This window comes from Hymenobacter sp. PAMC 26628, assembly GCF_001562275.1.
Taxonomy (GTDB): domain Bacteria; phylum Bacteroidota; class Bacteroidia; order Cytophagales; family Hymenobacteraceae; genus Hymenobacter.
In genome coordinates this window covers 796,899-810,373 of record NZ_CP014304.1, presented here as the reverse complement: position 1 = coordinate 810,373, position 13,475 = coordinate 796,899, and the positions used below count along the sequence as shown (strand labels likewise).

The following is a 13,475-nucleotide window of genomic DNA, read 5'->3' as shown; positions in this document are numbered from 1 at the left end:
CTATACAGGGCCCGCGCTTTTGGTTAAAGCACCGGCCTCGCGGGGCCGGTGCTTTGCTTTACGCCAACTTGCGGCTGCGCCCGCGCATGGGAGCATACCGCCCCCCCCACCTAGCCTGGTGACGACCGGCCAGCAAGCTGGGGAAGCCAATTAGCCAGGGCCCCGGGGTAAATTTTTACCGTACAAGTCCTATTAAGCGGCGCCGCAACCGGGGAGCAGGCCTTAGCTTTCGGGCCAAACCCTGCTTCCCATGCCCCGTCCAGCCCTCCCACTGAAGGCCCTGGCCGCCACGCTGCTGCTGCTGGCCGCCCGCCCCGCCACCGCCCAAGCCCGGCACGAGTACCTGCTCGATACTAATTGGAAATTCAGCAAGGGCGACGTGGCCGGGGCCCAAAACCCGGCCTTCAAGGACGCGAAGTGGCAAACGGTGCGCGTGCCCCACGACTGGGCCATTGCGGGGCCCTTTGACGGCAACAATGACTTACAAGCCGTTAAAATCGAGCAGAACAACGAGGCCAAAGCAACGCTGAAAGCGGGCCGCACCGGGGGCCTCCCGTTCATCGGCACGGGCTGGTACCGGCGGCGGCTAGCGGTGCCGCAGTTCGGGGCCGGCCAGCGGGCGGTGCTGCTCTTCGACGGCGCCATGAGCAACGCCCACGTGTTTGTGAACGGCAAGGAAGTGGGTTTCTGGCCGTATGGCTACAACTCGTTCTCGTTTGACATCACCTCGTTTCTGAACCCCGGGGGTGACAATGTGCTGGCGGTGCGGCTCCAAAACCAGCCGGAGACCTCGCGCTGGTACCCCGGCGCCGGCCTCTACCGCAACGTGCACCTCATCGTGACCGACGACGTGCACATCCCCGTGTGGGGCACGTACCTGGCCACGCCCGAAATCACCGCCAGCTTCGCCAAGGTGAAGCTGCGCACCACGGTGGCCACGCCCACGGGGGCCTACCAGCCGCTGCGGCTCGACACCGAAATCCGCGACGCGGCCGGCCAGGTGGTGGCCACCACGAGCACGCCCCTGGCGGCCACCGACGGGCTGGAATTTGAGCAGAACCTGGTGGTACCCCAGCCCAAGCTGTGGGCCCCTGAGACGCCCGTTTTGTACACGGCCTCGTCGAAGCTCTACGCCGGCGACGCGCTGAAAGACGCCTACACCACGCGCTTTGGCATTCGCTCGTTCAAGTTTGAGGCGGGCAAAGGCTTCTCGCTGAATGGGCAGCCGCGCAAGTTCAAGGGCGTGTGCAACCACCACGACCTGGGGCCCCTGGGCGCGGCCATCAACACGGCCGCGTTGCGCCGGCAGCTGACGCTGCTCAAGGACATGGGCTGCGACGCCGTCCGCACCTCGCACAACATGCCCGCCCCCGAGCTGGTGAGCTTGTGCGACGAAATGGGCTTCATGCTGATGGTGGAGGCGTTTGACGAGTGGAAATCGCCGAAAGTGAAGAATGGCTACAGCCAGTACTTCGACGAGTGGTCGGAGCGCGACATCGTGAACATGGTGCACCGCGACCGCAACCACCCCTCGGTCGTTATGTGGAGCATCGGCAACGAGGTGCCCGACCAGAGCACGCCCGGCGGCAACAAAATCGCCAAGCGCCTGCAAGACATCTGCCACCGCGAAGACCCCACGCGCCTGGTGATGGCGGGCATGGACCGCTTCGACGACGACCTGAAGAACAACTTTGCTTCGGTGCTCGACGTGCCGGGCTTCAACTACAAGCCGCACCGCTACGCGGAAGCGTTCGGCAAGCTGCCCCAGGGCTTTCTATTCGGCTCGGAAACGGCTTCGACGGTCAGCTCGCGGGGGGTGTATAAGTTCCCGGTGGTGAAGGGCAAAGACAAGAAGTACGACGATCAGCAGTCGTCGTCGTACGACCTAGAGGCCTGCAACTGGTCGCAGACGCCCGACGAGGAATTTGTGGCCCAGGACGATTTGCCCTACGTGATGGGCGAGTTCGTGTGGACGGGTTTTGACTACCTCGGCGAGCCCACGCCCTACGACGAGAAGTGGCCCTCGCACAGCTCCATGTTCGGGATGCTGGACCTGGCCACCATGCCCAAGGACCGCTTCTACCTATACCGCGCCCGCTGGAACACCGCCGCCGCCACCCTGCACCTGCTGCCGCACTGGACCTGGCCCGGCCGCGAGGGCCAACCAACGCCGGTGTTTTGCTACACCAGCTACCCCTCGGCCGAGCTGTTTGTGAACGGCCAGAGCCAGGGCCGCCAAACCAAGGGGCCCTCCGACCAGCCCCAGACGCGTTACCGCCTGATGTGGAACGACGTGAAGTATGCGCCCGGGGCCCTAAAAGTGGTGGCCTACGACGCCCAAGGCAAGGCCGTGGCCGAGGAGACCGTGCGCACCGCCGGCAAGCCCGACCACATCCGCCTGGTAGCCGACCGCACTGCCCTCGCCGCCGATGGCCAGGACCTAGCCTACGTCACGGCCCGCGTGGAAGACGCCCAGGGCAACCTTTGCCCCGCCGCCGCCACCGAGCTGAAGTTTGCCGTGAGCGGCGCCGGCACCTTCCGCGCCGTGGGCAACGGCGACCCCACCAACCTTGAATCTTTCCAGAAGCCCCAGATGAAGGCCTTCAGCGGCCAGGTAATGGCCATCGTGCAAGCCAGCAACAAGGCCGGGGCCCTGCGCCTAAAGGCCACCGGCGCGGGCCTGAAGAGCGACGAAATCGAGCTAAAGACGAGCACGGCCGCGCAGTAGCCTTGGTTTTTACAGACGCAGAACTGCCGCGCTGGGGCCCCAGCTGTATATTTAAGTTGCGTTTTATCGGTTTTATTCCCTTTGCTATGAATCCCCAAGACAAGCGCGACCTGCCCGAAGTAGTGGCCGAAATATTAATCGAGCAGCATGCTATGCGTCAAGATATTGGCGAGATGCGTCAGGATATCAACGGCTTGCGCCGAGAGATAAAGGAGGAAATTGGTGGCTTACGCCAGGAAATGCGGACCAGTCAGGAGAACCTAGTGCTGCTGTTCAACAATATGACCAACGCAATTCTTGACGCTATGAACCGGGGCAACGACCGATACGACCGTACCGGCCAGGAACTTGACCAACTGAAAGTCCGCGCCACGAAGCTGAAAAATCCGGCGGCTTAAGCCCCCACTTGGCGCTGGCGCACGGCCTCGAAGGCCAGCACGGCGCCGGCCACGCTCACGTTGAGCGAGTCGATGCGGCCCATCATGGGGATGATGATGGTGTCGTCGCAGGCGGCTTGGGTGGCGGGCGTGAGGCCATCGGCTTCGGTGCCGAGCACCAAGGCGGTGGGGCCCCGGAAGTCGCACGCGGTGTAGGCATGGGCCCGGGGCGTGAGGGCGGCGGCGTAGGTGCGCACGCCTTTTTCCTTCAGAAACGCCAGGATGTCCGCCATCGGCGCGGCCACCAGCGGCACCGTGAACACGCAGCCGATGCTGGCCCGGATGGCGTTGGGGTTGAACAAATCGGTGCGCGCGTCGCCGATGAGCACGGCGTCGACCGGGGCGGCGTCGGCGGTGCGCAGGATGGCGCCGAGGTTGCCGGGCTTCTCCACGGCTTCGAGCACGAGCACCAGCGGGTTGGGCGGCAGGCGCAGCGTGGCCAAGGTGCGGGCCGGCGTGTGCAGCACGGCCAGCACGCCGTCGGAGCCCTCGCGGTAGGCCAGCTTTTCGAACACTGAGCGCGTGAGCTCCAGCCACTCGGGCCGGCCAATTTCGGCGGCAAACAAGGTTTGCAGGGCCTCGGCGGTGGCCGCACCGGCCAGCTCGGGGCAGGTATAGAGGGCAGCCACCGCCACGCCCGCGCCCACGGCGATGGTGAGCTCGCGCAGGCCCTCAACCAGGGTGAGGCCCTGGGCGCGGCGCTCGGCGGCTTTCTGCTGGAGGCGGGCCAGGGCCTTCACGCGGGGGTTCTGGGGGCTGCTGAGGCGGTCGAGCGGGGCAAACGGCATGGCGCGAAGGTACGCCGTACCTTCGCCCTGGGCCCGCCGGCGGGCCCTTTTCCGCCCGGCCCACTCCGCATGTCCCTTCGCCCCGACACCAAGTTTACCCTGGGCTTTACCGGGGCCCTGGCGGTACTGCTGCTGAGCGGCGCTGCGGCGCTACTCAGCATCCAGGGCTTGCAGCAGCAAACCCAGCAGGTGCAGCACACCTACCAGGTGATACAGGAAGCCGACGCTGTGAACGCTGTGCTGCGCGACGCCCAGGCCGGCGTGCGGGGCTACCGCCTCACCGGCGATACGGCCTTCTTGCGCACTTACTACAAGGCTGTGCACCAGCTGCCCAGCCTACAGGCCGGCGTGCGCCGGCTCTCACAGGGCCACCCCACCCAGCAGGCGCGCCTCGACTCGCTGTGGGCCATGGTGGGCTTGGAGTTCCGGGTGCTGCGGCCGCTGGCCAACCCCGACGCGGCCCTCAGCCACGCCGACCTGCTCACGGCCCTCAACACTGACCGCCTGACCATGCGGGCGACGCACATCATTTTCCGGCGGGTGAAGGACGAGGAGCTGCGGCTCCTGAACCAGCGCAGCGCCTCGCAGTCGGTGTTTGAGCGCGCCGCGCCGCGGGTGGTGGGCGCCGCGGGCGTGCTGGCCCTGCTGCTGGTGGGCTGGCTGCTGGCGCGCATCACCCGCGAGCTGCACGACAACCGCCGCCTGCAAGCCCAGTTGGCCGCCGTGAACGCCGACGTGGCCCGGCGCATCGGCGCCATCCGCGACTTGGCCGAGCAGGTGGTGCGGGGCGACTACACGGTGAAAATTGCCGACGCCGCCGACGGCCTCGGCGACCTCGCCGCCCTGCTCAACCAAATGACCCAAAGCCTCGACCAAAGCTTTGAGGCCCTGGCCCTGCGCAACCGCGAGCTGGACCAGTTTGCCTACGTGGCCTCGCACGACCTGCGGGCCCCGCTGCGCGGCATCGCCACGCTGGTGAAATGGCTCGACGAAGAGCATGCCGCCGAGTTTTCGCCCGAAGTGCGCACGTATTTCGACCAGGTAAAGGGCCGCTTAGCCCGCCTCGAAGGCCTCATCAGTGGCTTGCTGGCCTACGCCCGGGCCGGGCGCGAGGCCCGCGCGCCGGCCGCAACCGACGTGGGGGCCCTGCTGCGCGAGGCCGCCGAGCTGGTGGTGCCGCCTAGCTTCGTGCTCGACCTGCCCCCCGGACTGCCCACCTTTTGTACCGACCGCCTGGGCTTGCAGCAGGTGTTCACCAACCTGCTCGACAACGCCGTGAAGCACCATGAGGGGCCCGGCGGCCGCATTGCGGTGCACTGCCGCGACGCGGGTGGCCACTACGAATTCGCGGTGGCCGACGACGGCCCTGGCATTGCCCCGGCCCACCACCAGAAGATTTTCCAGCTCTTCCAAACCCTGCGCGAGCGCCACTCGGCCGCCGAAAGCACCGGCATCGGCCTCAGCATCGTGAAAAAGCTGGTGGAGGAGCAGCCCGGCAACGTGCGCGTGGAGTCGGCGCGGGGGCAGGGCGCAACCTTTATTTTTACCTGGCCCAAGGAAGCCGCCCCCCCCGCGCCGGCCGCCCGGCCGCCGGGGCCCGCTGCAACGCTTCGCCCAGCCCCAGTGCTCTTGCCGTAGCCCGCGGGCGAGTTCATCGGGGCCCCATTGTTTGGCTTTTTCTTTCCCTAAAATTTCTCCGCCATGCGCTCCGTACTGCTGATTGAAGACGATATTTTTGACACGATGACGGCGCAGAAATCCTTCGCCCGCTTCAGTGTGCCCCACACTTTGTACACGGCCTTCAACGGCGAGGAAGCCCTCGACCTGCTGCTGGGCCGCCAGGGCCAAACCGCCCTGCGGCCCCTGCCCGAGGTCATTTTACTCGACCTGAACATGCCCCGCATGAATGGCGCCGAGTTCCTGGCCGAGCTGCGCGCCGACCCCGAGCTGTGCGATATCCCAGTGTTCGTCACCACCACTTCGGGCATGGACACCGACCGCGCCGCCGCCGAGGCGATGGGCGTGCACGGCTACATCCTCAAGCCCCTCGATTTCGAAACCAGCCCCGACCTCATCGACAGCCTGAGCCTGCTGGAGCACCTGCTCAAATAAGCCCGGCCGCTTTTGCCCCGGACCCCGGGAATTTCTGGCCGTGGGCCGCGGTTTGCCCCACAGGGCCCCACCGGCTGCGGTCCGCTCGCATTTCTTTTGCTTCTTGCCACATGAAACTTCCGGTTTTCTTCGCTTCTCTGCTCGTGCTGGGCGCTGCCGCCCGGGCCCACGCCCAAGACGATGGCCCCCGCCAGCTGGGGGCCCCGCCCACCGCGGCCCCCGCCCCGCGCCGCGCGGCTCCGGCCGCCGCGGTGCCCACCCCCACCGCAGCTGCCGACACCGCAGCCCGCCAAGTGGTGAGCCAGCCCGTGCCCGCCGGCGTGGCCCCGACGCCGGGCCCCATTGCGGGCCCTGCGCCAGTATATGCGCCCACGCCCGCCGGCCAGTTGCCGGGCGGCACCACGCGCCCAACCCGCTTTCAGGTGGGCCTGAAGAACGGCATGGTGTACAACGTTTACAACGTGGAGCAGCACAGCCCCATTTTTGGGCACAGCTACTTGCTGCTCGACGGCCAGCGCAAAATTGATTTTGCCGACGTAGGCTTTTACGAAGACGAGAACGGCCACTTCGTGCGCACGTCGCTGCCCGGCTCCTCGCGCGAAACCACGTTCCGGCGCGACCGCACCGGCCGCATCAGCCTGTATTCCACCCTCAGCAGCTCCTACAGCCCCGGCTACGGGGGCTACGGCATGGGCGGCTACGGCTTGGGGGGCTACGGCATGGGCGGGTTTGGCGGCTACCCCGGCGGGGGCTACGGCTCGCCCTACGGCGGCTACCGCACCACCAAAACCGAGTATTTCAGCAAAGACAACGGCCCCATCCAGAACCTAAACTACCGCAACCTGGCCTTGGCCACCCGCGACAACGCCGGGGCTCAGGAGCTGCTGGCCCAGGGCCGCCACTACCAAACGGCCATCACGGCGGCCTACGTAGTGGGTGGGGGCCTGCTGCTGGCCGGCGTGCTGCAATCGCTGCGCGGCACCAACGGCCAACAGACGATTTCGCCACTGCTCTACGCGGGCATTCCCATCCTCATCGTGCCCATTGTGCTGCAAGGCAAGCAGGCCACCTCGCAGCGCCAGGCCATTTCCCTCTACAACGGCACGCCGGGCCAGCGGTAGGTTCTAGTTGGTTTTGAAGCCGATTCAGGAAATCGTCAGGCCGTCACGCTGAGCGCAGCCGAAGCATCTCTACTGCGCTAGTAATCATTTACTGCTGCGGAAGAAATGCTTCGGCTGCGCTCGGCATGACGGCCTGACGATTTACAAGAAGCTCCTTCAACCTTCGACAACTAACAAAGCAGCGTTCCGGCGCGTACCCCGGGCATGAAAGCCCCCGCCGCCCCGCCCGAAACCGCCGAAGCCTTTGCCGCGCGCCAAGCCAAGGCCCTGCGCGTGCACGCCCAGCTCTGCGCCGAGTACGGGGCCCCGTTCCGGTTTTTCAGCACCAAAGACCCGCTGAGCGAGTTGATGAGCGCCCTGCTTTCGCACCGCACCAAAAACGCCGATTCGCACCGCGCCTACCAGGAGCTGCGCGCCACGTTTGCCGACTGGGACGCCGTGCGCGACGCGCCCACCGAGGCCGTGCAGCACGCCATCCGGGCCTGCACCTGGCCCGAGCAGAAGGCGCCGCGCTTGCAAGCCGTGCTGCGCGAGGTGAGCAACCGCTGCGACGGGGGCCCCTGCGGTGACCTGCGCTTCCTGGGCGAGATGGGCATTCCGGAGGCGCGTACCTGGCTGGAAACGCTGCCCGGCGTGGGCCCCAAAACCAGCGCCGCCACGCTCCTGTTCAGCGACTTGCGGCGGCCAGCCATGCCCGTCGACAGCCACCACCACCGCGTGGCCCAGCGCCTGGCCCTCATCGGCCCGAAGGTGGACGAGAAGGCGGCCCACGTGCTGCTGGCCAACCTGCTGCCGCCCAATTGGGATGCCCAGCAGGTGTACGACCACCACGAGGCCCTTATGTTCCACGGCCAGAAGTGCTGCTTTTACCAGAGCCCCGCCTGCGCCCGCTGCGTGGTACTGGCCGAGTGCCCGTTTGGCCAGGCCCGCCTCGGCCGGGCCGAATAGCGCATTTTTGCGGGCACGATGGCCATTCTGCACCTCAAAGCCAAACCCGGCAGCCGCACCAGCCAGCTACTGGTGGGCCCCGACGGCGCCGTGACTGCCCGCCCGGCCTCCCCCGCCTACGACGGCCAAGCTAACGCCGCCTTGCAAGGGCTGCTGGCCGCCGCCTTCGGCCTGGCCAAGCGCGACGTGACGCTGCTGGCCGGCCACACCGCCCCGTTCAAAAAAGTGGAACTGGCGGGCTTGAGCGACGAGGAGCTAGCCCGGGCATTGGCTCAACTACGGGGCCCGGCAAAGGCCTAACCGCCGCCCGCTTAGGCGCTACGAAGCGGCAGCAGTACGGCGGAGCTTATTACTTATTTAAGGCGATTTATACTTATTCTGCGCCAAAAGAGCAACTCAAGGCTTGGGGTTGGTCGTAACAATGGCAATTCCTCCACCCTCATTCCTTCCTTCCCATGGCTGAGCAAGTTGCCGTTACCCAAGACGTTAGTAAGCTTCTGGACAAGATCAAAGAAGTAAAGTACACCACCCTTACCACCCTCGACGCGCGCAGCCGGCTGCACGGCCGGCCGATGTACACCTGCGAGTCGGACAGCGATGAGTCGCTCTGGTTTTTTTCGGAGAAAGATGCCCAAAAAATCACCGAAATCCGGCACAATGCCCAAGTGGGCCTGGGTTATTCGGACCCCGACAAAGCGACCTATGTGACCATTGCCGGCAAAGCCGAAATAGTGGAAGACCACCACAAGATCAAGCAGTTGTGGCGCGAAGATTTCCGCGGCTTCTTCCCCAAAGGCACCGACGACCCCAACATTGCCCTGATTAAGGTGACCATTGAAAACGGCGAGTACTGGGATACGCCGGGCAATGTGCTCGTGCGGGCGTTTGCCTACGCCAAGGCCATCACGACCGGCGAAAAGCATCACCCTACCCCCGACGAGCAATCTAAGGTGCAGCCCAACTAGGGCCCCAGCGTACTGCTGAATGTTTGGGCTTAGCGGCCCTACCGGCGCGGCTGCTTTTCTTGAGGGAAGGGCGGCCGCGCTTTTTTAATGGCGGCCGGCCCAGCTATTTGCCGCGTTTGCGGCGGTAGTATTTGCGGTACCAGGAGGCGGTTTTTTTGAACAGGCTGGCCGTGGTTTCGTGCGAGAACACGTTGATGCGGAACACTTGCAGCCGGTCGTCCTCTAGGTGCAGGCCGCCGGTGTCGGTGGCCACGCCGAAGGCAAAGCCGGCGGCGTGCACGGCCGCTTTCAGGTCGTCGTTGAGGTCGCCGTAGGGGTAGGCGAAGCTGACGATTTCGGTGTGCAGCACGGTTTCCAGGCTGGCTTTGCTGCGCTGGATTTCGGCGGTGGCGGCGGGCAGCGGCAGGGCCGTCAGGTGCGGGTGCGACAGGGTGTGGGCCCCTATTTCCCAACCGGCGGCCACGAAGGCGCGCTTCTGGGCCTCGTCCATGAGGTCGGCGCGGGGCTCGGTGGGGTCGGCGGCGAGGTCCCACTGGTTGTAGCGCACGTCGAAATCGCCGAGCAGGTAGAGCACGCCGCGGTAGCCGTACTGCTGCATGAGGGGCAGCAGGTTGGTGTAATTGTCGAGGTAGCCGTCGTCGAAGGTGAGCACCAGCGGCCGCCGCGGGAACTCGGCCAGGGGCCGCTCGCCGCGGGCGAATTGCAGGTAATCGGCGAAGGTGATGGGCGTAAAACGGAGGCTTTTGAAGAAGGCCAGGTGATTGGCGAAGTGGTCTTTCGTGACGAACGTTTGGTGCTTGGTAGCCGGCGGCGCGTCGGGGATTTTGTGGTACATGAGCACCGGCAGGAAGTCGGGCACGGCCTTTTGCATGCGCGCCGATTGGTACACGGCCAGTACTTCGGCGGCCACCCGGGCTAAGTCGTAGTGCGCGCGCACCCGCGCTTGCAGGGCCCCCGGCACCGGCTGGGGCCGCGCCAGAAACGCCCGTGCATCGGCCAGCAGGGCCCCAAAATCAACTTCTGAAGAAGCCACACGGGGCGAAATATCGCCGAAGTTAGAGGCAGCAGCATCAGCAAAATTAGCTTCCGTAACTAAGCCGGCGTAGCTGGCTTCGCCTAGGGCCAGCACGGCGTGGCCGGCCCCCAGGGCCTCGATGGCCACCCGGCCCGCGCCGATGGTGAGCGTGGTGCGGGCCAGCCAGCCGGCCACGTCGTCGGTGAAACCCACCACTTCCACCCGCTCGCCGAACTGCGCTTGCAGCTGCGCCAGGGCCCCCTTGCCGGCCGCGGGCAATTGCGCCAACTCGCCGCCAATTAGGGCCAGGCGCAGCGCGGGAAACTCGGCCAGTAACGGCGGAAATACCTGCTGCAACAGCGCCGCCGCCCGCTCGCCCTTGCCGCCGTTGAAGCGGCCAATGAAGGCGACGCGCGCGGGCCCCGGGGCCCCGGCTTCCGCTGCTGCGCCGAACCGCACGCCGTTGGGCAGCGCCACGATTTTGCGGGCCTCCATTTGCACTTCTTCGATTAAGTGCGTCCGCAAATTGGCGCAGATGGCGATGACTTTATCGCCGTAAATATCGAAGAGCGACGTGGAGGTGTGTAGGTGCTGGCGGCCGTGCACGGTGCTTACCAAGGGCACTTTGAGGCCGCGCAGGGCCGCGTAGCTCACCCAACTGGCGGCCCGCGAGTGGGCGTGCACCACGTCGATTTGCTCGGTGCGCACCAACTGGCGGATGAGGCGGGCGTTGCGCAGCCGCTGCCCGTAGCGGCGGTTGCTGATGGCCGTTTTCACCTGGGGGGCCCCGGTGGGCAGCTGGTCCGAATCGGACACCAGCCACACGGCGTGGCCCTGGGCCCGGTGGGCTTCGGCCAGGGCCACGGCGTAGGCCGCCGAGCCGGCGAAAAACTCGGCGGAGAGAACGTGGAGGATGAGCATCGGGCGCAAAGGTCGGGGGCCCCAGGGGAATCGGGGCCCCGCGCGCAGCGGCCTTATTAAAGCGTCATGCTCATCTGGCGTCCGCGCAGCCGAAGCATCTCTCCCGCGTAACTAACTCAAACAACTGAATTACCTGTGCGGGAGAGATGCTTCGGCTGCGCGGACGCCAGATGAGCATGACGTTCTGATTTATTTTATTATTCAACCAGTTATCTAACCTGCAACTACTTAGGCCTGGCTCCGGCCCTGCACGTTAGCCAGGTACTTTTGGGCGCTGCCGGTGTTTAGGAGCAGGATTTGCTCGTTGGGTTGCAGCCAGCCGCTGGCCAGGAGCCGGCGGGCGGCCATCCAGACGGCACCGCCTTCGGGGGCCACGAACAGGCCCTCCTGCTGGCCCAGCTCGCGCATGCCGGCCAGCATGTCTTCCTCGCTGATGGCCACCACCGTGCCTTTCGATTCGCGCAGTACGCGCAGCATCAGGGCCTCGCCCAGGGGGTGGGGCACTGCTAGGCCGTTGGCCAGCGTGGGGCGGCCCTGGTAGGCGTGGCAGTTGGCTTGGCGGCCCGCGTAGGTTTCGAGCAGGGGGCAGCAGTTTTCGGCTTGCACGGCTACCATGCGGGGCAGCTTGGCATCGGGCGCCAGCCAGCCCAGGGCCTGCATTTCACGGAAGGCCTTCCAGATGCCAATGAGGCCGGTGCCGCCGCCGGCGGGGTACAGCAGCACGTCGGGCAGCTGCCAGTTCAGCTGCTCGGCGATTTCGTAGCCCATCGTTTTCTTGCCTTCGAGGCGGTAGGGCTCCTTGAGGGTCGAGACGTCGAGCAAGGCCCCGTTGGCGTTGAGCTGGCGTACCCGGGCCCCGCAGTCGCTGATGAGGCCGTCCACCAGTTCCACATCGGCCCCGTACCAGTAGCACTCCTCTTTGAAGGCGTCGGGCGTGTGGCGCGGCATCACCACGGTGGCCGGCAGGCCGGCGCGGGCGCAGTAAGCGGCCAGGGCCACCCCGGCGTTGCCGGCCGTGGGAATGATGCACCCGGCCACGCCCAGCTCCAGGGCCTTCGACACGGCCATGCTCAGCCCGCGGGCCTTGAACGAGCCGGTGGGGTTCTGGCCTTCATCTTTGAGCAGCAGCGAGTTCAGGCCGTACCGCCCCCCCAGGCGCGGCAGCGGCAGGATGGGCGTGAAGCCTTCGCCCAGCGTCACTTTGTAGCGCTCGTCGAGCAGCGGCAACAGGGCCCCGTAGCGCCACATGGAGGCGTCGGCGGCGTTGATGCCCTCGGCGGGCGTTAGGGGTTCGGCCGTGTCGTAGTCGGCCACGAGCGGCACGGCGCAGCAGGCCGACACGCGTTGCAGCTCAAAGGCTGAGTGCGCGGTGCCGCAGGCCGAGCAGTGCAAGGCCCGCAGGCGGGAAACGGAGGAGGTGGCTACCAGCATAGTGCCGGCAAAATTACCAGCACCGTGGGGCCCCAGGCATGCCGAAACGGGATGGAATTTTGGAATAGCCTATGCCCTATCGGCATAGTAATGCTTGGTGAAGAGCAGAAAATCGCGGTACGGCTCGTTGTTTTCGGTGCCCTTGCGCTGGATAAAATTGAAATGCCGCCGCATGGGCATATCCTTGATTTTCACCTCTACCAGCTCGCCCGAGGCCAACTCCTTCACCACTGCCTGCCGGGGCAAAAAGGCCAGGCTGCTATCCACGCGCACGAAGTTTTTGAGGGCCTCGGTGCCGCCCAGGCGCACGCGCACCGGCAGGGCGGCCAGCTTGAGGCCCCGATGGCTCAGGGCTTCCTCCAACACAGCCAGCGTGCCCGAGCCGTCTTCGCGCAGCGCCAGCGGGACGCTGAGCAGGTCGCGCGCTTCGAGCACGCGGGCGCCGAGCGGGTTGCCGGCCGCGCACACTGCCACCACGTCGTCGGCCAGCAGCGGCGTGTAGGTGACGTGGCTGACTTTGTGGATGCCCTCGACGATGCCCAGCTCGATTTCGTGGGCCAGCAGGGCCCGCAGGATATTGTCGGAGTTGCGGTTTTTAAGGCTGAGCTGGCGGTTGGGGTGGCGCTGCAAGTAGGCCGACACCACAGGCGGCAGCAGGTAGAGCGAAATGGTGGTGCTGGCCCCGATGACCAAGTGCAGCGCCGGCGCGAAATCGGGGCTCAGCGCACTCATTTCCTGGTGCAGCTCGTGTTGCAGCTGCTTGGCTTGCAGCAGCTTCTGGTAGAGGCGCTGCCCAGCTGGCGTCAGCAAAATGCTGCTGCCGAGCCGCTCAAATAAGCCCGTTCGGTAGTGCTCCTCCAGGGCCTTCACCTGCTTGCTGACGGCCGACTGGCTAACGAACAGCGCCTGCCCAGCCTTGGTGAAGCTGAGCTGCTTGGCAACTTCGAGGAAGACTTCGTGGGCCTGGGAAAGCATGGGCGAAGGTACTTGAACGGAGCGGGTGCCTGCG

The 13,475-nt window shown here is 65.9% G+C and carries 12 protein-coding genes; 8 read left to right on the top strand and 4 right to left on the bottom strand.

Annotated features, from left to right (window positions below; genetic code table 11):
- The first annotated feature begins 250 nt into the window (after positions 1–250).
- Together galB and AXW84_RS03870 are read left to right on the top strand one after the other, a co-directional pair.
- Positions 251–2,728 carry a beta-galactosidase GalB gene (galB, locus tag AXW84_RS03875; RefSeq protein WP_068228944.1) on the top strand — a complete coding sequence of 826 codons (2,478 nt, stop codon included), beginning with the start codon at positions 251–253 and terminating at the stop codon, positions 2,726–2,728.
- Between the two features lie 86 nt (positions 2,729–2,814).
- Positions 2,815–3,126: a hypothetical protein gene (locus AXW84_RS03870; RefSeq protein ID WP_068228940.1), complete on the top strand. Its 312-nt coding sequence runs from the start codon at positions 2,815–2,817 to the stop codon at positions 3,124–3,126.
- Here the strand turns inward: AXW84_RS03870 and AXW84_RS03865 are convergent.
- Positions 3,123–3,953: a TrmH family RNA methyltransferase gene (locus AXW84_RS03865; RefSeq protein ID WP_068228937.1), complete on the bottom strand. Its 831-nt coding sequence runs from the start codon at positions 3,951–3,953 to the stop codon at positions 3,123–3,125. The genes AXW84_RS03870 and AXW84_RS03865 overlap by 4 nt on opposite strands.
- Before the next feature lie 69 nt (positions 3,954–4,022).
- Between AXW84_RS03865 and AXW84_RS03860 the strand changes: the two genes are divergently transcribed.
- The 6 genes from AXW84_RS03860 to AXW84_RS03835 all read left to right on the top strand — a co-directional run bounded on the left by AXW84_RS03860 (position 4,023) and on the right by AXW84_RS03835 (position 9,099).
- Positions 4,023–5,591 (top strand): sensor histidine kinase, encoded by a 1,569-nt coding sequence (locus AXW84_RS03860; RefSeq protein ID WP_068228935.1) that lies wholly within the window; start codon positions 4,023–4,025, stop codon positions 5,589–5,591.
- 63 nt (positions 5,592–5,654) lie between these two features.
- Positions 5,655–6,065 carry a response regulator gene (locus tag AXW84_RS03855; RefSeq protein ID WP_071890957.1) on the top strand — a complete coding sequence of 137 codons (411 nt, stop codon included), beginning with the start codon at positions 5,655–5,657 and terminating at the stop codon, positions 6,063–6,065.
- Between the two features lie 110 nt (positions 6,066–6,175).
- Positions 6,176–7,186: a hypothetical protein gene (locus tag AXW84_RS25355; protein ID WP_068228932.1), complete on the top strand. Its 1,011-nt coding sequence runs from the start codon at positions 6,176–6,178 to the stop codon at positions 7,184–7,186.
- 204 nt (positions 7,187–7,390) lie between these two features.
- The gene (locus AXW84_RS03845) at positions 7,391–8,134 is read left to right on the top strand and encodes an endonuclease III domain-containing protein (RefSeq protein WP_068228929.1); all 744 of its coding nucleotides are present in this window, start codon (positions 7,391–7,393) and stop codon (positions 8,132–8,134) included.
- 18 nt (positions 8,135–8,152) lie between these two features.
- Complete coding sequence (locus AXW84_RS03840; protein ID WP_071890954.1) at positions 8,153–8,434, top strand: DUF167 domain-containing protein; 282 nt, start codon at positions 8,153–8,155, stop codon at positions 8,432–8,434.
- Positions 8,435–8,589: 155 nt separating this feature from the next.
- Positions 8,590–9,099 carry a pyridoxamine 5'-phosphate oxidase family protein gene (locus AXW84_RS03835; protein ID WP_068228926.1) on the top strand — a complete coding sequence of 170 codons (510 nt, stop codon included), beginning with the start codon at positions 8,590–8,592 and terminating at the stop codon, positions 9,097–9,099.
- Between the two features lie 103 nt (positions 9,100–9,202).
- On the opposite strand, the gene AXW84_RS03830 is transcribed toward AXW84_RS03835, so the two are convergent.
- The 3 genes from AXW84_RS03830 to AXW84_RS03820 all read right to left on the bottom strand — a co-directional run bounded on the left by AXW84_RS03830 (position 9,203) and on the right by AXW84_RS03820 (position 13,441).
- Complete coding sequence (locus tag AXW84_RS03830; protein WP_068228923.1) at positions 9,203–11,035, bottom strand: polysaccharide deacetylase family protein; 1,833 nt, start codon at positions 11,033–11,035, stop codon at positions 9,203–9,205.
- 228 nt (positions 11,036–11,263) lie between these two features.
- Complete coding sequence (locus AXW84_RS03825) at positions 11,264–12,466, bottom strand: threonine synthase (RefSeq protein WP_071890951.1); 1,203 nt, start codon at positions 12,464–12,466, stop codon at positions 11,264–11,266.
- 69 nt (positions 12,467–12,535) lie between these two features.
- Positions 12,536–13,441 carry a LysR family transcriptional regulator gene (locus tag AXW84_RS03820; protein ID WP_068228920.1) on the bottom strand — a complete coding sequence of 302 codons (906 nt, stop codon included), beginning with the start codon at positions 13,439–13,441 and terminating at the stop codon, positions 12,536–12,538.
- Between the last annotated feature and the right edge of the window lie 34 nt (positions 13,442–13,475).